Raw genomic sequence first — 21,643 nt, forward strand, 5'->3', positions numbered from 1 at the left:
CAAAGTGCTGAGCGGCGTTGCGACGCGAACAGTGTGGGACAAGTCTCTGCGCAGTGATGTCAATCCTTGGGAGTGGTTGTCACGCCGGATCGGTGGCGGCGCAACGCTGCGAACGGCGCGCCAAATAGGCCTCTCGCCGCTCAAAAATGGCCGAGAATTCCTGCCCAGCCTCATCTAGGAACTGGCTCCGCCCCGCTGAACTGGTCAGGGCGCTAATTGAGTAGTTGAGGCCGGCCAGTAGCGCCACCATGGCACTTGTACGTAGGAGGGTGCTAGTGATGACGAAGGGGTCATTTCCAATGACGAAGACGTACACGATACGGGGATCGAGTTGCCAGGTGTCATAGAGGTCAGTACCGATAACCGCTGTACCGAAGGCGACGTAGACGAGATAGGTGGCCAGGGTGAGAATCACGACCTGCAGGGCTTGCCGCAGGGCCAGAAGCGAGAGAAGGTTGGCATGTTGTGCCCGGGAAAGAGAGTCACCACCGGGAATGCTCTGTTCAAGGAGACGGGCGAGGCGCGGCGTGCCGAGCACCAGCACCAGTACGGCGAAACCGCCGATTACACATGCGAGGAGTATAAAGCGGCGGGTGGTCAGTTGCTCGTTGAGCTGCCAGACCTCCTGGTTGATGAAAATGATGATGGTGAAGAGGAAGACGGCGGACATCTGCCGGATAACTGCCGTCATTTGGACAAGAAGATCGCGAAGGACACGGCCCAGGGCGCCGAGCAGGCTGGGGATAAGACCCCAGCCAATTACGCCAACCACGCCGAAGCAGACCACCGTGTTGAACACCAGATGTCGCAGCGCGTGAGCAGGGCCGTCATCGGCAACGAGCTTGACCAGCGATGGAATAAGGATGAAAACGGCCGCAGACCACCAGCCGACGCGACGCGGCAGGGCGAAAGGACGGCGCCCCCGACGCATATTGGACAGAACCCAGGTAAGTGCTACCAGTAGTGCCGTGCCACAGGCGATGGCCGAAGCGGCTAACGGGGTCCATGAAGTGAGAATGCCTTTGGCAATCTGGACAATGAAAATAACGGTCAGGGTGGGCAGTGCCCGTGTGAGAACATCTTCCGTGGCGGAATAGTCCTCGATGAGGAGCGGGAGACCCTGCCGTCTGAAGTAACGCTCGTCGTCGGCAAGCGAAGGATCCTCGTTCTTGTGGCTGGCGGCGTTCTTGTGGCTGGCGGCGTTCTTGTGGCTGGCGGCGCTCATTATGCTCCCTGGCGATTCATTCCTATCGGAATATGATGGCAGAAATCTTTCCCGCAATCACGGCGGGCCGACGAGGCCGCTGCGGGCCACTGCGGATTATCGGCGTCGAGTGTGCCAGCACTCACGATATCCGTGCAATGGGACTACGGAGCCGTCGCGAATAACTGGTCCCCTCCTGCCACACGGCGCCATGAGCCACACCGCGCGTCGCCTACACGGTGCCGACCGCCGTGACGAAGTCGATGAGCTCCTCCATACGTGCCAGCAGTCCGGGTTCCAGATCCTTGTAGGAGCGCACCGAGGCGAGGATGCGTGCCCAGCCCCGCCCGATATCCTCCTGCGATGCATGCGGCCACCCGAGGCGGCGCAGCGTTCCCCGCTTGATATCCTCACTGCGGGGCACATCTGGCCAACGCTCAATACCGACGGCCCGTGGAGTCACTGCCTGCCACACGTCCACATAGGGATGTCCGAGCACCAGAACTCCCGGCAGGTAGGCTACCCGTTGCGCAATTCGATACTCCTTCGTACCGGGCAGAAAGTGGTCGACGAGTGCGCCCGCCCGCCGCTGCTCGCTGGGGGAGAAGTCGGCCACAACCTCTTCCAGGTGGTCCACCCCTGCCAGTTCTTCGACGACGACGCCCTCTAAGGCCAAATCTTCGCCCCAGACTTTTGCCACTAGTTCGGCGTCGTGCTTACCCTCCACCCAAATCCTGGATTCGCGTGCCATTCGGGCCCGGGCTACGACGTGTAGGGAACCGGAGGCAGTCAGCGTATGCCCGGCGACCCGGCGCCTCCCGTCGGGCTGCGTGGCGGTGGGAGGTGGAACCAGTTCGACGGGGAAACCATCGATCCAATACCCCCGCCCCATGGGAAATGACCGGCGTTGCCCGTGCCTGTCCTCCAGCTCGAACCTCCACGCGCCGGCAACCCTGCCCACGCTCACGATCTCACCCACGAAACCGCTTTGCACGTCCTCAATGACCAGCCCGAGCTCGGAGACGGTACGCCGCGATGCGGGATGCTGAGCGAACTTGCCGTAGCGATGCGGATCGTGTGTGAGAACGTCGGCGCCGTAACGGTCCAGCGGGCGTCTCCTGCCGCCCATTTGTGTACCGTCGGCACGGCTTGTTCGCGTTTGTGTACTGGAGGCATGGCTTGCACGCGGTACAGCGGTGCCGTTGGCACTACCGCCTTGATCAGAAGGGATGGGTCGACGGCGGCCGACGGGATTGCTGTTTCGCCCGAAGCGATGATCATGGTCAGAACTCACTCCCACAGGGTAGGCGCCGGAAGCATCCGGGCGTAGAATTGGCACTCAGGCGCGTCGAGTGCTACCGTGCCGAGATTCCCGGCGGGAGGAGGCCACATGGGGAACGAAGAACGCCGCACGAAGGTTTTGGAGGCCATTGTGCGCGATTACGTTTCTACGCGGGAGCCGGTCGGGTCGCGAACCCTTGTGGACCGGCATCATCTCGGAGTGTCACCGGCGACGATCCGCAACGACATGGCCGCCTTGGAGGAGGCCGGCCTTCTGCAGCAACCTCACACCTCGGCAGGCCGGATTCCTACCGATCAGGGGTATCGGGCATTTGTCGATTCTCTTGACGCCATCAAGCCTCTCTCGGTGCCGGAGCGCCGTGCCATTGAGAAGCTGCTGGACGGTGCCGTCGACCTGGATGATGTTGTTTTCCGGGCGGTCCGGTTGCTGGCGCAGATCACCCATCAAGTCGCTCTGGTACAGTACCCGTCTCTTCACCGTATCGCGCTACGTCACATCGAGCTGATTCCCGCCGGGCAACGGCACGCCCTTCTCGTGATCATCACCGACGCCGGTCGTGTTGAGCAGCGCACACTTGGATTCGAAAGCGTTGTGACGGCGGAAGAACTCGAAGAACTTGCGGCGGCGCTCAACAGCGTATGCGCGGGAAAGCAGCTCTCCGAACTGGCGGAGGCCGCCGACACGGTTATTGAGGGTCGCCCACAACACATGCAGGACATCGCGGCGATTCTCGTCGCAGTGGTCAGGCAGGCCCTGAGCGCGGAAGGTGAGGAACGTGTAGCGCTGGCCGGAACCGCGAATCTGTCGCGCCATGCGGTGGACTTCGCCCGCTCCATCGAGCCGGTCTTGGAAACGCTCGAGGAACAGGTTATTCTGATGCGGTTGCTTACCACGATGCAGGACGGTGTGTCCGTGTCCATCGGCAAAGAGAACTTCCACGAGGGCCTCGCCGAGGCCTCCGTGGTTTCCTCCACCTATGATGTCGATGACCGATCCGTGGCTCGGGTGGGCGTCGTCGGACCTACCCGCATGGACTATCCGGGCACGATGGCTGCGGTGTATGCCGTGGCGCGCTATCTTTCTGAGATACTCTCAGCCAAGTAGAAAGAACACAAGAAGAGAAACTGTGGCAGATTATTACGACACCCTGGGTGTACCGCGTAATGCAACCCAAGACGAGATCAAGAAGGCTTACCGGAAGCTCGCGCGCCAGTTGCATCCCGACGTCGCGGGCCCGGACAAGGCGGAGGAATTCAAAGCCGTCAACGAAGCCTACGACGTGCTCTCGGACGAGGAGCAGCGTCGCCTCTATGACATCGGTGGTGAGAGTGCGCTGCATGGTGGAGCCGGTGCGGGTGGAGGATTCGGCGCCTTCCAAGATATTTTCGACACCTTTTTCGGTGGCATGGGTGGCATGGGTGCTTCGCGCGGCCCAGCGCCGCGAGGACGCCGCGGGCAGGACGCTCTCGTCATGCTGGAACTGGAACTCGAAGAGGTCGTCTTCGGAGTACAGAAGGATATCGTGCATACGTTACTGGCGGAGTGCCCGGTGTGCCACGGCAGTTGCACTGCGCCGGGTACATCACCGGTGACGTGCAACGATTGTGGTGGCACGGGTGTGGTGCAGCGAGTGACGAATTCCTTCCTCGGGCAGATGGTTTCGCAGTCGCCCTGTCCAACGTGCCGCGGCCACGGCACTGTAATCACCACGCCATGCCAGGAATGCGCGGGTGAGGGCCGAGTTCGTGCCACGAAAACAATCCCGATTCAGGTGCCTGCAGGTGTGGAGGACGGCATGCGTCTGCGTCTGGAGGGCCAGGGCGACGCCGGAGCGGAAGGCGGGCCGACCGGTGATCTCTTCGCCGAGATACGGGTAAAACAGCACCCTGTGTTCCAGCGTGAGGGCGATGACCTGCTGTGTGAGCTCCAGGTGGCAATGACCACGGCGGCACTTGGCGCAACCGTCAGTATCGACACACTTGACGGAATGCGTGACATCGATATTCCGGTTGGTGCGCAGTCCGGGCACACCATCACGTTGAACGGACTCGGGGTCGGCCGTCTCCACCGCAGCGGACGCGGCAACCTGAAGGTCTCACTGGCAGTTGTCACACCGAACAAGTTGGATGACGCACAACGTGACCTGTTGGAACGGCTTGCGCAGTTGCGCGGTGAAGAACAGCCGAGCGCGCGATTTGTGCAACAGGGTTCCTCGTTGTTCTCCAAGTTGCGGGATCGATTCGCCGGCCGATGACTGCTCCCGTGTATATCCGTGAGGAGCTTGCGGCCTTGCAGCCCGGTGACAGGATCTGTTTGGACGGCGAAGAGGGCAGACATGCCGCGACCGTTCGGCGCACCCGCAGCGCAGAACGGCTTGACCTCGTTGACGGGCGAGGGACGCGTGCGCGGTGCGTCGTCGTTGCTGTATCGAAACAGCTGCAGCTAGAGGTGGAGGAGGTGGCGGCCGAACCGGCCCCGGCGCCCGAGATCACGCTTGTACAAGCGCTTGCCAAAGGCGGCCGTGACGAGCAGGCCGTCGAGACATGTACCGAATATGGGGTGGCTCATGTCGTTCCGTGGTATGCCGAGCGTTGCATCGCCTCATGGCGTGGCAAGGAGGCGAAAGGAAGGGAGCGATGGCAGGCAACTGCTCGCGCTGCGATGAAACAGTCGCGGCGCTCGTGGCTCCCCGATGTTGCTCCAGTCCATACGACGGCGCAACTCACGGCCCAAGTAGAGAACGCCGTGGCCAGAGGTGCCTTGGTGCTCACATGCCACGAAGAGGCATCGGATTCCGCCACGGCCGTGTTACGGCGGTGGGCTGCGTCCACTGGCCGCAGTGCCCGGCATCCCCACCCGGCGGATGCAGGAGGTGACGCCGCGGAAACCTGCGGGCGCGGGCAGGCAGAGGCATCGGCTGCGGCATACCGCTGCTTGCGGAACGAAGCCGCTTGCGGCGCAGACGGGGACGGTGCCGTGTGGTTCCTTGTCGGTCCGGAGGGTGGACTTACGGCCCCCGAAGTAAGCGCCCTGCAGAGCGCGGGTGCGCAGACAGTTCTGCTTTCCGGCAGTGTGCTTAGATCGGCAAGCGCGGGCGCTTACGCCATCGCACTGCTGCACGGAGTGTTGGCGGAATATGACAGCCGCTGAGCTGACGAGGTGGCCGTGGCGCAGAAGAGAGCTCGAGTAACGGTGTGGAGGAGGACTGAGGTGGGCGCGAAGCAATTCGGGACCGGTGACTCCACGCGGGCCAGGGAATTTACGCATGTACAATTCACGGCGCGTAGACTAGGGAAAACGTTCGCATAGATGAGAGACAATGAGACAAGACTCTTCAGATTCGCCCGTGGTGAATGAACAGCTTGAGCGAGAGGCCGGCCATCAGGGTGCCCGGGATGATGCGGAGCGTGTCATCCTCGTTCCACAACACGTACCGATGATTGACCTGCTGGGGCACCGCGACGAAGTTCTGCGCGTTCTCGAACGAGGCATCGCCCCGGCAACAATCCATGTGCGCGACCATCAGATCACGCTGGCCGGGCCGCCCGCCGCCGTAACGCTGGCAGAGACGCTGGTGGGGGAGTTGATCGACGTCGCTGGCGACGGGGAGCATCTGACTGCGGATGCGGTGGAACGTGCGGTTGCCATAGCACGTGCGGGCATTGCCAAACCAACCGAGCTGCTCACCACGGATGTGCTCTCCGCCCGCGGGCATACGATTCGCCCAAAGACATTGGGGCAGAAGGCATACGTCGATGCCATCGATGAGAACGCGATCACCTTCGGTATCGGACCGGCGGGAACAGGTAAGACGTATTTGGCAATGGCGAAGGCCGTGGTGGCGCTGCAGAGTCACGCCGTCTCCCGGATTATTCTTACTCGGCCAGCAGTGGAGGCGGGAGAGTCACTCGGTTTCCTGCCCGGATCGTTGTCGGAGAAGATCAACCCATACTTGCGTCCGCTCTATGACGCCATGTACGAGATGCTCGACCCGGACACGATTCCCAAGCTGATGGCAGCCGGAACCATCGAGGTCGCACCACTTGCCTACATGCGTGGACGGACTTTGAATGATTCTTTCATCGTTCTGGACGAGGCGCAGAACACCACCCCGGAGCAAATGAAGATGTTCCTCACGCGGTTGGGATTCGGCTCGAAAATGGTGGTCACCGGCGATATAACTCAGGTGGACCTGCCAGGTCGCACAACATCGGGGCTTGTGCTGGTCCGGCGTATCCTGCGCGATGTGCCGGGTATCCGATTTGTCGAACTCGGTTCGGCAGACGTCGTCCGGCACCGGTTGGTCGCGGAGATTATTGATGCTTATGCGAGATGGGATGAGTCCAATCGTGAGCGTTCCACGTGGCGATCACGGCACGTCTCCGCACCGGATTTCGAGGAGTACGAATGAGCATTGAGGTCAACGACGAATCTGGATTCACGCCGGCGCCGGGACTGGAGGAGATCACGCGGCTTGCGGTCTATGTGCTCGACCAGATGCGGGTTCATCCCCAGGCAGAACTCAATGTACTTCTGGTAGATGAGGCCGCCATGGAACGCCTGCACATTGAGTGGATGGACCTGGAAGGGCCAACGGATGTGTTGTCCTTCCCCATGGATGAACTGCGCCCCGCACCGGTTAACGAGGAGCCGCGTGAGGGTGTGCTCGGGGATATCGTGGTGTGCCCACAGGTGGCCGCCAGGCAGGCGCTGGCTGTCGGCCATTCCACGGCGGAGGAGATCCTGCTACTTGTGACGCATGGCATTTTGCATTTGCTCGGTTATGACCACGCGGATGATGCATCAAAACAAGAGATGTTCGAGCTGCAACGGCTGCTGCTTTTGACATTCTTGGCGCAGCGGCGCGGCCCCGGCGACCCGCCGGTCAAAGCTCCCGAGCCCACGGAGAATTGAGCCCATGGCGGAAGTGCTATTAGGCGCCGTTGCGCTGCTCAGTGCCTGCGGTGCGGGTGTCTGTACGGCAGTCACGACGGCGCTGGGCCGAGTCACTCGAGCGGAAATCTCCGAGTCGCAGTCGTTGGGGCAGGCGGGGGTGCGCATTATGTACGCTGTGACTCACCGGGCAGCGGCCACAGCGGGGTTAGCGGCGGTGCGCTTCATTCTGACATGCGCATACGCCTTATGCGTGACACTCCTCGTCTTGGAGTTCGTTACGCCTACATGGGAGGCAATTGCGATTGTCCTCGCCACCACTGTGCTGGTCTCCCTCCTCCTTGCTCTCATATCGCCGATTGCTCGCGGGGCGCGCGAACCGTTGCGCGTTGTCAGGATGTTCTCCTTAGGAACAGCGCTTATCACCGCCATATTCTCGGTACTCGTTCGGGAGCGTGAGCCCACGCCGGAAGAGTCGGAGCAGTTGCACGAGGATCAACTGGCACGCATGGTGGACCGGGTCTCGGAGTCAGAGGCGCTCGATGACGAGGATCGGGAGTTGCTGCAATCGGTTTTCGATCTCGGAACCACCCTGGTGCGTGAAGTGATGGTGCCACGCACTGACATGGTGACGATCCATGCCGATCAGCCATTGGATAAGGTGATCTCACTTTTCACACGTTCCGGATATTCACGTGTTCCGGTGGTGGGTGAGAACGTCGACGACGTGCGCGGTGTGGTCTATCTGAAAGACGTGATGCGCCGAATTCATCATCGCAACGACATTGATGATCTCGTTGTCGCCGACGTCATGCGACAGCCGGTGTTCGTTCCCGAGACGAAGGTCGTCGACGAGCTCATGAGGGAAATGCAGGCCGACCAGGTGCATATCGCACTCGTCGTTGACGAGTATGGCGGAATTGCGGGACTCGTTACCATTGAGGACCTCGTGGAGGAGTTGGTCGGCGAAATCGCCGATGAACATGACCAGGCGGAGCCGGAGGTCGAGGATCTCGGCGACGGCGTCTACCGCGTGCCGGCGCGTCTTCCAATTGACGAGCTGGGTGATCTATTCGGGGTTAGCCTGGAAGACGACGACGTCGATACGGCGGGCGGGTTATTGGCAAAGAGTATCGGGCGCGTGCCCATTGCCGGTGCCGAGACGAACATCGGTGATGTTCATTTGGCTGCTGAGCGCTTCGTGGGACGGCGTCGCAGACTGGCAACTATTATTGCAACGCGTATCGTTGCCGAGCAGCCGGATGCGGAAGGGAAAGCATGAGTGAACTCATCACTGACTGGCCGGAGGATTTCCGCGCCGGTTTCGCCTGTATTGTCGGTCGGCCCAATGCCGGAAAGTCAACGTTGACCAACGCCCTCGTCGGCCAGAAAGTTGCCATCACATCTGCCCGACCAGAGACGACGCGTCGGGTTATACGCGCCGTCGTCAACGACTCGTCCGGTCAGGTGGTCCTCGTCGATACGCCCGGACTGCACCGGCCACGCACTCTGCTTGGAGAACGACTCAATGACATGGTTCGGGAGTCATTAGCGGACGTGGAGGTGGTTGTGCTCTGCCTTCCTGCCAACGAGCAGATTGGACCGGGAGATCGATTTTTGCTCGACCTCGTACGGCAAACCCGCGCGAGCATCGTTGCCGCCGTAACGAAAAGCGACCTGGCGGGGCCCGAGGCACTGGCGGAGCATCTGCTAGCAGTCGATGAGATGGCCGACTTTGATGAGATCGTACCTGTAAGTGCCGTCAGTGGTGAGCAGGTAAATGTTCTGCGCGAACTCCTCATTATGCGCATGCCCCTATCGCCTCCGCTGTATCCGCTCGATGCGGTCACCGACGAATCGGAGGAGACGCTTATCGCCGAGCTGATCCGAGAAGCAGCTTTGGAAGAGTTGCGGGACGAGCTGCCACACTCATTGGCGGTCACCATTGAGGAGATGCAGGAGGAGTCGGCCGCACCCGGCGCGCCGGACCAGCGGCCATTGGTGCGCATTCACGCAAACCTACACGTAGAGCGCGATTCTCAGAAGGGAATTGTCATTGGGAGGCGCGGCGCCCGCTTGGCACAGATAGGACGGGATGCCCGCTCCGGCATCGAACGTTTACTCGGCACGCGCGTCTACCTTGCAACGCACGTCAAAGTGACTAAAGATTGGCAACGTGACCCGAAGAAATTGGGACGGCTGGGCTTTTAATGGCTGAGGGCAGGCGCAATTCCTCCGAAGAGGCGGAAAGCAGCCGCGCCACGGTCCCCGATTCGACGTCGGTACAAGTAAGGGAAACGGTAGAGAAGTCGATTGATCCTACCGAAGCGGCACAGCGTAGCCTCTCGACCGCACCATCTGGAACGAGCGTGCCCCCCGATGAGCCTGTGCACTCCGATGACCTCGTACCATCGGGCGGGGTCACTGGCCGACGACGCGGCTTCGTGCGCCGGTTCTCCAACCGGCATCCTCGCCTGACGAGCTGGGCACTGTTCGTATTGATTCTGGGCATATGGGGAGTCTGGGCCGGTCCCGGATGGAACCCGCAACCCATGCGCGCCATGATTGTGCCGGAGACATCGGACACGACTATCACCACAACCACGCCGACTGCCGAGATCGGAACCTACACCGTTGAGACGAGCGTCGTCGACGTCACGATGCGTGACGGTACCACCGTGCCGGCAACGGTGAAGAGGCCGGTGGGAGTAGAAGGGCTCGCACCGGGCGTTGTCCTCGTGCACGGGACGGGCACGGCCTCTTACCGAAGTTTTGTCCTGGAGAGTGAACAGATCGCTTCTACCGGCATCGTCACACTGGTACCGGAGAAGCGGATAGACAACTACACCACGACACATCGCGATTATGAGGCGCTGGCGAGGGATTACGAGGACGCCTACGACTATTTGCTGTCCTTGGATGAGGTCGATCCGCACCGCTCCGGGCTCTATGGCGTCTCCGAAGGTTGCTTCGTTGCCCCTATAGTGGCGGTGACCAAGACTGAGGGCGTCAGTTTCGTTGTTCTCGTATCGGCTCCTGTTTTACCGATACGACAGCAGGGGGCGCTGGCGGCCGACAACTATCTGCGCAATCTTGGTGCCCCTATCCAGATAATCAATGCGATTCCGAGACTGATTGGACAGGATTTCGGCGACAATGTCTTTGATTACATTGACTTCGACGTGTCTGTGTACCAGCAGCAGATGACGATGCCGGTGCTCATGCTGTATGGCACGGGCGATATGTCCATGCCGACGGTACAGGGGCCGTTGGAGATGCGTGAGGACCTCGCTGTCGCCAATAACACCCACTTGACGGTGAGGTATTACGCGGATGCCGACCACGGCCTGAAGGTGGCGGGAACACTCCTTACCGAGGCCATGCGAGACACCGCAGATTGGATCAATGGCATGCCGGACACCGCGGCGGCCCTGCCGCAGGTGGCGGGCGCACAGCCGAAGCAGGACTATGTGGCCGGTGACGTTGGTCGCACCCACTGGTTCGCATCCGGCCAGGCGGCTGTGATCATCTTAGTGGTCGGTGTGGCACTGACAGCGGTCGGCGCACTGCTGGGGCTGATCGGCAGGCTCCGCATTGCTGGGCGGCGACTTGCCGATACCGGCGGATGCGGCGGTACCGTCTATCTTGCATCAATCGCTGTTGTGACGGCGTGGGTAGCGATTGTCGCCTATGTGGTAGCTGTGGCGACGCTGGCTACCTCCTACCAACAGAACAGGTGGATCGTGCAGGGCGGATGGCTGGCGGTGCAACTCTTGGCGCTTGCCTCTGCCTGGTGCGTAGTTCGTGTGCATTACGCCTGGCGGGAGGCGCGGTATCGTGATCGCTCGCACGCTCCGCAGCATGCAGCGAAGGGAGACAGACGAAAAGAGCACGGGCAAATCAACGCCTTGGGTCAGGCGGTTATCGCGGTGAGTTTAATCGGCCAAGTAACTCTTATCGTTGCATTGGCCTATTGGGGTCCCTTCCCAGCGTTGTTCTAGCCGGGTTCGCAGGTCAGAGCGTATGCATGGATCCGGCGCCAGGCCTTGTACATTTCTCCTTCCGGCCGCGCGCCGGGTTGGGGAAGGAAGATATGCCGGTCACTGTTGCTGGGCGGCACTCGTCGGAAATGGTGCTATCGCGTAGAGTTGATCCCATGGTCTTGAGCCTGAGTAGTGCCGGCGTCACCGACGTCGGGCGCGTACGCAGCCGTAACGAGGACCGCTATCTACTCCACCAGAACCTGGTGGCCGTCGCGGACGGGATGGGCGGACACCTTGTCGGTGACAAAGCCGCCGAGATGGTAATCGCGGCGCTGGCCGCAGTTGATTGGGCGGAGCTCACCACGGATACCGAGCGGGTCGCGTTGCTGGGTCGGCAACTCACCGGCGCCCGGAAGTCGATTGTCGAGATGGTGGAAGGGGATATTAGGGAGACCACTGAAACGCGAATCGGTGCACAGCCGGGTGCCGGTACCACCCTGGCCGGTGTCTTATATTGCCAGGAGGAACCCGATGGCACGGTTCCCTCCATTGCGACCGGTTCCTCTGCGGACGATAACCGGCTCGACGGTCACTGGCTGGTGTTCCATATCGGTGATTCGCGTGTGTATTTGTGGCGGCAGGGTGAATTGGTGCGCCTGACCAAGGATCATTCGCTGGTGCAGGAGCTGGTTGACTGCGGTGAACTCACGGAGGCGGAGGCACATCGTCATCCGCGTCGACATGTGATCACACGGGCAATCGGGATTTACGATGCTCCGGAATCCGACGACGATCCAGATCCGGAAGTCGGGTATCTGCCAACGGTCCCGGGCGACGTACTGCTCGTATGCTCCGATGGGTTGACCGATACCCTCACCGACAGCCAGATCACTGCGGTTATTGAGGACCTGTCCGGCGACTCCTTGGAAGCTCTCGTCTTCGCACTACGCGATGTGGCCGTCTCGCACGGAGGGCGTGACAATGTCACGGTTGTGACACTGGGGAGTGTCGATTCATTATGAGTTTGGCGTTGGAGTTCTGCGGAGAGTGGTTCCATATTGATCCGGCCGAATCCTTCCTCATCGGCAGGGAGGGACAGCTGGAACTGGGCGATAATCAGTACCTGCACCGGCGTTTCCTGCTCATCACCTTCCAGGACGGCATGTGGTGGATCGACAATATAGGGTCCCGCCTATCGGCCACGCTGGCAGATAAGGACGGAGTGACGCAGGCCTTCCTGCAGGCGGGCGGGCGTCTCCCGCTTGTGTACGCGGAGACAACGCTCCTGTTCACCGCCGGTCCTACGACCTATGAGATGCGCCTGGTCAATGATCAGCCGACGTATGCTCCCTCCGCCGTGGCGGAGACCTCAGACTCAGGCGAAACAACTATCGGTCCGGTGTCACTGACGCCATCGCAGCAGCTTCTCGTTCTGGCCCTGGCCGAACCCCTGCTGAACGGGCGTGGTACAACGGCGTCGATCCCATCCTCACAGGCGGCAGCGGATCGGTTGGGGTGGCCATTGACGCGTTTCAACCGCAAACTCGATCATGTCTGTGACAAGCTCACCCGGCACGGCGTGCGAGGCTTGCACGGAGGCCCGGACAAGCTCGCTGTTAATCGGCGTGCCCGCCTTGTTGAGCACGCGGTGGCGACTCGGCTCGTCTGCGCCGACGACCTTTACAAGCTGGAGGACCCGTCGTCGTACGATGACGCACAGTGACACGGGATAACAGCAAAATGGATAATTCGCGCGAATGGGCAGATGTCGTTGTGAGATGGGGAGGCGCGGCGACTTCCGATAGGGCGGCAAGCGGCGAGGGAATGATCGCCGATTTACCCGTCTTCCTGCTGGCCGACCCGGACAATGAGACCCCGCTCGCCCGTGAAGCCACTTGGATGATGATCGACGCCTTTCAGGCTTTACGCTACGCACATCCGGGAGGTCCCAGTGTGCAGGCGGTGCATGACGTATGGCGGGATGTGCTGCGCGGTATCCAACGGCGCACGGCTGAGGCGACCATTTATGGCGTCGACCAGGAGAGCATCATCGAGCCGGAAATCGCAGGTCTCATCGCAACGAAGATCAACGAGGTGCCGATGTGGATCGCGGTCAGTTCGGGCGGGGTCGGCCTCCTGGAGAACAGCGACGACGGCGTGGCCCGGGTGCCGGAACGTGACGATGTGGGCTATGACCTTCCAGGCTACCTGTGGACCATGCCGATTCGTGCCGGACAGCGTTTCGTACTTGCTTCCAAGACATTGTTGGCGGCCATGACTCTGACGCGTATGCACGCGGTCATCTCGCAGCTGCCACGCGCCGAGCGGGCAGCTGCGACACTGGTTGCCCAGCCGTCTCCCTTCCCGTCTCCCGAACAAGCCGCAATTGTGGTCGACGTGCTGACTCCACAGGAGGCTGTCGGCCTCGCGTCGCCTCCGACCCTGGACGCGGCGGATGTCAGTGGGGCACCGGATGCATCGGAACAAGACGCGAATCTGGATCCACGTATCACCGGGAGTTGGGGTCTTGAGGCTCTCGGCGTCGATTCACTGCGCGGTGGCCGACACGGACGCCGTTCCCACTCCGCCCCGCCGGAAATAGATGATTTTCGGTTTGTGTCCTACCTGGGATCCGGAGGCTTCTCGGATGTCTATCTGTACGAGGAGCAATTGCCGAAGCGGATGGTCGCGATCAAGGTGCTCTCGCGCCGTTCCCTTGGTGAGGGTGGAACATCACAGTTCCGCGACGAGGTGGATCTGATGGCGCAACTGTCCGGTCATCCCTCGGTGGTCTCGATTCACGATGCTGATATTGCCCGCTCCGGGCAGCCGTATGTTGTGATGCAGTACTGTCCACTGCCGTCATTGGCGGAACGGCTCGCCACCGGTCCGTTGGAAGCGGCGGACGCGATCAAGATGGGAGTGCAGATAGCCGGTGCGGTGCACACCGCACATGTGATCGGTATTGCCCACCATGACCTAAAACCAGCGAACGTACTGTACTCGGCCTTCGGGCGCCCGTTGCTGGGGGACTTCGGTATTGCGACCCTGGTGGGGGCCTCCAGTCGGGAGGTAATGGGGGCATCGCTGCCGTGGGCGGCTCCGGAGGTACTTAACAATCAGGATGCGGGGATTGAAGCGGATGTCTACTCGCTGGCTGCAACCGTGTACACGGCATTGGTGGGCCATGCGCCATTCCGTGTGGAGGGGCAACTGACGCGGCGTGAATATATTGAACGAGTTCTGAGCTCGGAGCCGACCGATATAGAGCTCGACATGCCCGAACCGGCGTATTCGACCCTGCAGCGCGTCTTACGGGAGGCAATGGCGCGTAACCCGCACCGACGTACCGCCTCCGCGGCCGCGTTTGGACGCGGCCTGCAGCAGGTGCAAGTGCAGCTCGGACTCCAACCGACCGACCTTGAGATTCCGGGTGTGTGACGAGCCGACGACATCGCCAACCGTGCTGGAGATCGTGCCGGGGGAGAGACTCCTGGCGCGTCAAGCGAGTTGGCGCTTCAGCGCGGACGTCCACATTCTGGCGTTGCGACTGGACATCCGCCCTCGAGGCTCTAAGGTAAAACCATGAGCGCGGCATTGCTCCTGCTTCCCAGCCGCGACGGGATCCGCTAGACCGGCACCCCGCCGCGGGTATCACCTTGCCGGTCGCCCACCACTTGCTTCAGGAGCAGAGATGAAGACCGAAGGATTCCATAATCAGCAGACGGCGACCACAATGCCCATTGGGAAGTACCGCAGCTTCCTCGATGTTAACCCGGTGTGTCTACCGGATAGGCAGTGGCCGGACAAAAGGATCACGAAGGCGCCGCGCTGGCTGTCAACGGATCTGCGTGACGGCAACCAGGCGCTTATCGAGCCGATGGATCCCGCGCGCAAGCGGATGATGTTCGAGCTGCTGGTGAAGATGGGATTTAAAGAGATTGAGGTAGGCTTTCCCGCTGCATCCCAGGCGGATCTGGACTTCTGCCGCTGGCTCGTGGAGGAGAGCGCGGTACCAGAGGATGTCACGATCTCGGTGTTGACACAGTCCCGCCCGGAGATCATTCATAAGACGATTGACGCCTTGCAAGGGCTGCCGCGGGCGACCGTGCATCTCTACAATGCGACGTCGCCCGTGTTCCGCCGCGTCGTTTTTCATAATGACCGGGAGGCCACGAAGCAGCTTGCCGTGTCCGGAACACAGGAAATCGTTGCCTATATGGAGAAGGTGCTCGGCGACGACATGGTTGCCGGATTCGAGTATTCGCCGGAAATCTTCGTTGATACCGAACTCGATTTCGCCCTGGAGGTATGCGAGGCGGTGATGGATGTGTGGCAGCCCGCGGCTGATCGGGAGATCGTACTGAATCTGCCGACGACGGTGGAGCGCTGTACCCCGAATGTTTACGCCGACCAGATCGAGTACATGAGTCGAAATCTATCGCGGCGTGAGTACATCGCACTGTCGGCGCATAACCATAACGACCGTGGTACGGGGATTGCGACGGCGGAGTTGGCCATGCTGGCAGGTGCTGACCGCATCGAGGGGTGCCTGTTCGGGCAGGGCGAGCGTACCGGCAATGTGGACCTGGTGACAATGGCCTTGAACCTTTTCAGCCAGGGTGTTGATCCGCAACTGGACCTATCCGATATCGACCGCGTGCGGCGTACCGTCGAGCACTGCACTTCCATGGATGTGCCGCCGCGCACGCCCTATGGGGGCGACCTGGTGTATACCTCGTTCTCTGGTTCGCATCAGGATGCGATTAAGAAGGGATTCGCCGACCGGCAGGAGCGGGTTGCGGACGCGGGCGGAGATGAGCTGGCGGTGCCGTGGGAGGTTCCCTATCTGCCGATTGACCCGAAAGATGTCGGTCGCACCTATGAGGCGGTGGTGCGGGTCAATTCGCAGTCCGGCAAGGGCGGCGTCGCCTATCTCATGTCAACGACACGGCATTTCGATCTGCCGCGCCGCATGCAGATTGAGCTGTCCCGAATCGTGCAGCGTTATACCGACCAGTACGGCGGAGAGGTGACGGCCGACGACTTGTGGCAGATCTTCGCCGATGAGTACCTTCCCTTTACCTCCGCACAGGGCTTGAAACCGTGGGGGCGTTTCCGGCTGCTAGCGACGACGGTGACGGCCGGGGACGAGGGTGAACAATCCGTGCTCACAGCCACCATCGCAGACGGCGATGAGGAGCACACGCTGGCGTCACGCGGCAACGGCCCCATTGATGCCTTCGTCAGCGCGCTGTCGCAGTTGGGCATCGAGGTGCGGGTGCTCGACTACGCCGAGCATGCATTATCGGAGGGCGGCGACGCAACGGCGGCGGCTTACGTGGAGTGCGAGGTCAACGGTCAGGTCCTGTGGGGCTGTGGAGTTGACCCATCCACCATGCGCGCTAGTTTCAAAGCCGTTATCTCGGCCGTCAATCGCGCTCTGCGTTGACCGGTGTGAGAGAATAATGCGGTGAGACTGTACCGGGATGAGGCGCTTGTGCTACGCACCCATGATTTGGGGGAAGCAGATCGCATTATCACCCTGCTGACACGTGCCCATGGGCGCGTGCGCGGCGTGGCGAAGGGCGTACGCCGCACTAAGTCTCGTTTCGGGGCGCGTCTAGAGCCGTTCTCCATGGTTGACGTGCAGTTGTACCAAGGGCGTAGTCTCGATGTTATCACCGAAGCTGCAACGCTTAATCCTTTCGGACGTGCTATCGCTCCGGACTATGAGTCATACACCGCCGCCAACGCCATGGCAGAGGTGGCGGAGCGGCTTACGCCGGAAGAAGGGCAGGAGGATGAGGAGCAGTATTTGCTGCTTCTAGGCGCGGTGCATTCGTTGGCGGTCAAAGCGCATGATCCCGCCCTGATTCTTGATTCATATTTGCTGCGCGCCATGGCTCTGTCCGGCTGGGCAGTGGCAATCTGGGATTGTGCCCGTTGTGGAAGAGACGAAGGACTGCGCTCCTTCCACGTGGCATCGGGCGGAATGGTATGTGACAACTGTGCACCGCGTGGTTCCGCGCATCCATCGCCCGCCACGGTCGAACTGCTCGGGGCTTTGCTATCGGGTGACTGGCCCGTGGCAGAGGCTGCCGACCAGCCGACGCGGCGCGAGTCCACTAGCCTGATTTCCGCTTACCTGCAGTGGCATATTGAACGGCAGGTGCGGTCGCTACGGCTGGTTGAACCGGCATCATGATCTCGCCGCCACCGCATCCCTCCGGAGCGCGCCCGCCGCAGTTGCCGGTGCTTCCGGAACACGTCGCCGTCGTTATGGACGGCAACGGACGATGGGCGAACGCGCGCGGTCTGCCACGAACCGAGGGGCATCGCGTTGGTGAGGCAATGCTTATGGATGTGATTGCCGGCGCCGTCGAGATAGGAATCAAGGAACTGTCGGCGTACGCATTTTCCACCGAAAACTGGAAACGGTCACCATCCGAAGTACGCTTCATCATGGGGTTCACCCGGCAGGTGCTTCGCGCGCAGCGCGACGAGCTGAACTCGTGGGGCGTGCGCGTGCGCTGGGTGGGCCGAACACCCCGCCTATGGAAGTCGGTACTTTCCGAACTGCGGATCGCAGAAGAAATGACCGCCGCAAACGATGTTCTGACGTTGAATATGTGCATCAACTACGGCGGACGGGCGGAAATCACCGATGCGGCGCGTGCCATTGCGGCAGAGGCCGCAGTGGGGCGACTGCATCCGGAGCGAATCACCGAGCGCACTATCGCCCGCCATTTGTACGCGCCGCATATGCGAGACGTCGATCTGTTCATCCGCACCGGCGGGGAACAGCGCATATCGAACTTCCTGATGTGGGAATCGGCCTATGCCGAACTCTATTTCTCCGATCTGGCGTGGCCGGACTTTGATCGCCGCGAGTTGTGGCGTGCCTGCCAGGCCTACGCCGAGCGGGATCGGCGCTTCGGGGGAGCAGTCGATAAAGTTCAATAGGCGTGGACCGCGCTGCGGTGTGAGTGTCGGACATTTTAGAATCGTCACCATGCTGCAGACAATCGACTTGCGTGGCTCACGCCCGGACAGTCAGGACCTCGCCTCTCGTCTTCCGCGGGCGGAGGTAGACGTCGACAAGGCGCTGGAGGCCGTGCATCCGCTGATCGACGACGTGCGCGCACGCGGTCAGGTGGCACTGCTTGAATTGGCGGAGCGTTTTGACGGCGTGCGACCGGAGAACCTGCGGGTACCCCAAGCGGCCCTGGAGGCCGACCTCGCGAACCTTTCGCCGCAGCTACGCCAGGCCTTGGAAATCTCGATTGCGCACAACCGGGCCGGGCACGCTGCCCAGCTTCCCGTTGAACGCGAAACGGAGATCGTCTCGGGCGGCGTCGTGCGGCAACGGTGGGTGCCGATGAGAAGAGTCGGACTATACGTTCCCGGTGGCTTGGCCGTCTATCCATCTTCCGTGATAATGAATGCAGTTGCGGCACAGGTGGCCGGTGTCGGTCAGATTGCTCTTGCCTCTCCGCCACAGGCGGACCATGGAGGCTTACCACATCCAACGATTCTGGCCGCATGCCGACTTCTAGGTATCGATGAGGTATACGCCGTTGGTGGTGCTCAGGCGATTGCCATGTTCGCCTACGGGGTGGACGGGTTATGCGAAGGTGTCGATGTGATTACGGGACCCGGCAATATCTACGTGGCGGCAGCGAAACGTGCGGTGCGCGGCGTCGTAGGAATTGACGCTGAGGCGGGAACCACCGAAATCGCCATCGTCGCCGATAGGACTGCGAACCCCGACTATGTCGCGGCCGACCTCGTATCGCAGGCGGAACATGATCCGGCAGCGGCATCGGTTCTTATTACGGATTCGCCAGAACTGGCAGCAGCCGTTGATAGCAGGTGCGAGGCGAGGGCGGCCGCGACGAAGCATACGCAGCGGGTAGAAACAGCCCTGCGCGGTCCGCAGTCGGGGATTGTGCTGGTCGACGATGTGGACGCCGCTATCGCCGTCGCGAATGCGTATGCGGCCGAACATCTGGAGATTCACACTGCTCAGGCAGCAGACGATGCGGCGCGTATTCACAATGCGGGCGCGATTTTTGTCGGTCCTTACAACCCGGTTCCGCTGGGCGACTATATGGCCGGGTCGAACCATGTTCTACCAACGGGCGGTACCGCTCGTTTCTCCGCGGGACTCAACGTGCACGCCTTCCTCAAATCGGTGCAGGAGATCGAGTACTCCCGCGAGGCTATGACAGCCCTGTACGGACCGTTGCAAGCGCTGGCACACGACGAAGACCTTCCGGCACACGCCGAGGCTCTCGCGGCGCGTCTTCCGGGCGATAGCGCCGACTAGCCCGCAGTCGCCAATTCATTCGCAGTCACCGGTCAAAAGCAGGCCGCCACAAGCGCTCCGATTGAGTAGGTGACGCCCATCGCGAGCAGACCGCCGCATATGTTACGCAGCACCGCCGGGCGTTTCGGTGCGCCTCCCAGATGAGCCGAGACCGATCCGGTTATCGCGAGGGCGCAGGTGACGGCGACCACGGTGACGGGCACTGCGATGCGGGTTGGCGCGGCGAGGATCGCGACGAAGGGGATAAGTGCGCCAAGGATGAAGGAGAACATCGAGGCGAAGGCGGCGTGCCAGGGATTGGCGAGACTGTTCGGGTCAATGCCGAGTTCAAGGCGTGCGTGGGCGGCCAGGGCGTCACGCCGCGTCAGTTGTTCCGCCATTTCATGAGCCAGGCGCTCGTCGACACCCTGTTCCTCGATTAAACCGGCCAGCTCGTTCAGTTCTCCTTCGGGATCGGCGGCCAATTCTGCGCTCTCTTTGGCCAGTTCGGACCGCTCGGTATCGCGTTGTGTGGAGACGGAGACATATTCGCCCGCTGCCATGGATAGGGCACCGGCTATGACACCTGCCAGGCCGGAGGCCAGTAACGCCGATCCGGTGAGAGCGGCACCCGAAACACCGACAACGATGCCGGCGGTCGAGACAATCCCATCATTTGCTCCCAGGACGCCGGCGCGCAGCCAATTCAGACGGCTGGCAACCGTGCTCGACGGCGACTCCTCCTGCGCAGGTAGCGCGGCTTGTTCCGCCGGGACCGCGCCCCGCCGTCTTCTGCGCCGTACCGATAGGGCGGTCATAGCTGTAGCGTATGCCTACATCTTGACTGAATCCAGTAAGGCTGGGCCTCCTAACCAGCTGGATATAGCCTTGAAAGGTAGGTTTTACGGCAGCGCCGACGGCGGCATGCGCGTAAAATGTGACGCGAGGGGCCAACGGTGACGCCTTGCGATGCGCAAGCACGGATGGCCCGTTGTGTGAGGTCGTTATGGCTGATGTCTATCCCGTTGTCGTCGGAACGGACGGCTCGGCGCACGCGGCAGTGGCGGAAGCGGCAGCTGCGGCGGACGCACGGCGGCGTGGTCTGCCGTTACGGCTCGTTTACTCTTTCGCTCCACTCTACGGTTTTGCTGGCCTCGATCCTACGCCCCCGGAGAATGTTCTTGAGGCATGCCAGGAAATCATTGATCGTGAGATAGATGGGCTACGCGAACACTATCCGGATCTGGAGATCAGCGGCGAGGTATTGGTTCAAGACCCTGCGGTTGCCCTCGTAAAGGAAACGGAAAGCGCGGATATTCTATATGTCGGCGCCCGCGGGCTGGGTGCCATTCGGCGCTTTCTCCTCGGATCCGTATCGAATAAGGTGGCGGCTTACGGGAAATGTCCCGTTGTGGTAGTACGCCACGCCCCGGTCAACGAAAACGGTCCGGTCGTCGTGGGCATGGACCCGGATGAGGGTTCCCCCGCGGCGATCGATTTCGCATACCGCCAAGCTCGGGCCCGCGGCGTGGCACTGCGTGTGATTCAGGCCCGGCAACACGCAGCGGCGAATGTCAATCGGGTACCGGAAGGTGCACTGCGCGAAGCGATCCGCAGCGGTGTTGCGAGCTTGGAGTCTAGCGGCAAGGAAGCCTTCAATAGCTTTGATGCTGACTACCCGGATGTACATGCCACGCTGGACATTGTCTCCGGCCACGCGGTAGATGCCCTCTTGGCCGCGTCCGAAGACGCCAGCCTGCTGGTCGTGGGCAATCATGGCCGCAACGCTCTGGCGATGCTCGGTTCAGTCAGTTCCGGTGTTCTGCATGGCGGGGCAGCGGTAGTGGCGGTGGTGCCGGCTGAATAAGGACGGCTGTGTTCCGACAGTGGCGGAACGTCCGGCAAGCGCGAGTTTGCACGCTGGACGTTTCGCCGCCCGGCCTCAAAAT

Annotated in this window: 19 protein-coding genes; 16 read left to right on the top strand and 3 right to left on the bottom strand. The window is 61.5% G+C overall.

From position 1 onward, the window contains the following. Positions 1-79: 79 nt before the first annotated feature. Positions 80-1,225: a hypothetical protein gene (locus EKN07_RS01670; RefSeq protein ID WP_108715522.1), complete on the bottom strand. Its 1,146-nt coding sequence runs from the start codon at positions 1,223-1,225 to the stop codon at positions 80-82. Between the two features lie 211 nt (positions 1,226-1,436). Next, positions 1,437-2,333 (bottom strand): DUF3097 family protein, encoded by an 897-nt coding sequence (locus EKN07_RS01675; RefSeq protein ID WP_108715523.1) that lies wholly within the window; start codon positions 2,331-2,333, stop codon positions 1,437-1,439. Positions 2,334-2,594: 261 nt separating this feature from the next. Between EKN07_RS01675 and hrcA the strand changes: the two genes are divergently transcribed. From hrcA to hisD, 15 genes are all read left to right on the top strand, one after another. After that, positions 2,595-3,611 carry a heat-inducible transcriptional repressor HrcA gene (gene hrcA / locus EKN07_RS01680; protein WP_108715524.1) on the top strand — a complete coding sequence of 339 codons (1,017 nt, stop codon included), beginning with the start codon at positions 2,595-2,597 and terminating at the stop codon, positions 3,609-3,611. Between the two features lie 22 nt (positions 3,612-3,633). Then, on the top strand, positions 3,634-4,761 hold the full coding sequence (dnaJ, locus tag EKN07_RS01685; RefSeq protein WP_126145501.1) for a molecular chaperone DnaJ: 1,128 nt from the start codon (positions 3,634-3,636) through the stop codon (positions 4,759-4,761). Beyond that, positions 4,758-5,657: a 16S rRNA (uracil(1498)-N(3))-methyltransferase gene (locus tag EKN07_RS01690; protein ID WP_108715526.1), complete on the top strand. Its 900-nt coding sequence runs from the start codon at positions 4,758-4,760 to the stop codon at positions 5,655-5,657. The genes dnaJ and EKN07_RS01690 overlap by 4 nt, the downstream gene beginning before the upstream one ends. 286 nt (positions 5,658-5,943) lie before the next feature. Further along, positions 5,944-6,918 carry a PhoH family protein gene (locus EKN07_RS01695; RefSeq protein WP_240611469.1) on the top strand — a complete coding sequence of 325 codons (975 nt, stop codon included), beginning with the start codon at positions 5,944-5,946 and terminating at the stop codon, positions 6,916-6,918. Further along, complete coding sequence (ybeY, locus tag EKN07_RS01700) at positions 6,915-7,421, top strand: rRNA maturation RNase YbeY (RefSeq protein WP_108715528.1); 507 nt, start codon at positions 6,915-6,917, stop codon at positions 7,419-7,421. Before EKN07_RS01695 ends, ybeY begins: the two co-directional genes overlap by 4 nt. A 4-nt stretch (positions 7,422-7,425) precedes the next feature. Then, positions 7,426-8,682, top strand: a complete 1,257-nt coding sequence (locus EKN07_RS01705; protein WP_108715529.1) for a hemolysin family protein — start codon at positions 7,426-7,428, stop codon at positions 8,680-8,682. Then, a complete protein-coding gene (gene era, locus EKN07_RS01710; RefSeq protein WP_108715530.1) occupies positions 8,679-9,611 on the top strand; it encodes a GTPase Era in 933 nt (310 codons plus the stop codon). The genes EKN07_RS01705 and era overlap by 4 nt, the downstream gene beginning before the upstream one ends. After that, positions 9,611-11,401 (top strand): acyl-CoA thioester hydrolase/BAAT C-terminal domain-containing protein, encoded by a 1,791-nt coding sequence (locus tag EKN07_RS01715; RefSeq protein ID WP_126145502.1) that lies wholly within the window; start codon positions 9,611-9,613, stop codon positions 11,399-11,401. Before era ends, EKN07_RS01715 begins: the two co-directional genes overlap by 1 nt. 26 nt (positions 11,402-11,427) lie before the next feature. After that, positions 11,428-12,405, top strand: a complete 978-nt coding sequence (locus EKN07_RS01720) for a protein phosphatase 2C domain-containing protein (RefSeq protein WP_126145503.1) — start codon at positions 11,428-11,430, stop codon at positions 12,403-12,405. Continuing rightward, complete coding sequence (locus EKN07_RS01725) at positions 12,402-13,106, top strand: hypothetical protein (RefSeq protein WP_205647343.1); 705 nt, start codon at positions 12,402-12,404, stop codon at positions 13,104-13,106. Before EKN07_RS01720 ends, EKN07_RS01725 begins: the two co-directional genes overlap by 4 nt. Next, positions 13,103-14,824, top strand: coding sequence for a serine/threonine-protein kinase (locus EKN07_RS01730; protein WP_126145504.1), 1,722 nt, complete (start codon positions 13,103-13,105; stop codon positions 14,822-14,824). The genes EKN07_RS01725 and EKN07_RS01730 overlap by 4 nt, the downstream gene beginning before the upstream one ends. A 253-nt stretch (positions 14,825-15,077) precedes the next feature. Further along, positions 15,078-16,835 (top strand): 2-isopropylmalate synthase, encoded by a 1,758-nt coding sequence (leuA, locus tag EKN07_RS01735; RefSeq protein ID WP_126145505.1) that lies wholly within the window; start codon positions 15,078-15,080, stop codon positions 16,833-16,835. Between the two features lie 21 nt (positions 16,836-16,856). Then, the gene (gene recO / locus EKN07_RS01740) at positions 16,857-17,591 is read left to right on the top strand and encodes a DNA repair protein RecO (protein ID WP_108715537.1); all 735 of its coding nucleotides are present in this window, start codon (positions 16,857-16,859) and stop codon (positions 17,589-17,591) included. After that, positions 17,588-18,349, top strand: a complete 762-nt coding sequence (locus tag EKN07_RS01745) for an isoprenyl transferase (RefSeq protein WP_108715538.1) — start codon at positions 17,588-17,590, stop codon at positions 18,347-18,349. Before recO ends, EKN07_RS01745 begins: the two co-directional genes overlap by 4 nt. A 49-nt stretch (positions 18,350-18,398) precedes the next feature. After that, complete coding sequence (hisD, locus tag EKN07_RS01750) at positions 18,399-19,715, top strand: histidinol dehydrogenase (RefSeq protein WP_126145506.1); 1,317 nt, start codon at positions 18,399-18,401, stop codon at positions 19,713-19,715. A gap of 32 nt (positions 19,716-19,747) precedes the next feature. On the opposite strand, the gene EKN07_RS01755 is transcribed toward hisD, so the two are convergent. Next, on the bottom strand, positions 19,748-20,512 hold the full coding sequence (locus EKN07_RS01755) for a VIT family protein (RefSeq protein WP_126145507.1): 765 nt from the start codon (positions 20,510-20,512) through the stop codon (positions 19,748-19,750). 188 nt (positions 20,513-20,700) lie between these two features. Between EKN07_RS01755 and EKN07_RS01760 the strand changes: the two genes are divergently transcribed. After that, positions 20,701-21,561, top strand: coding sequence for a universal stress protein (locus EKN07_RS01760; RefSeq protein WP_126145508.1), 861 nt, complete (start codon positions 20,701-20,703; stop codon positions 21,559-21,561). Positions 21,562-21,643 lie beyond the last annotated feature (82 nt).

This window comes from Actinobaculum sp. 352 (assembly GCF_003957265.1).
In the GTDB taxonomy this organism is placed as follows: Bacteria; Actinomycetota; Actinomycetes; order Actinomycetales; family Actinomycetaceae; genus Asp313.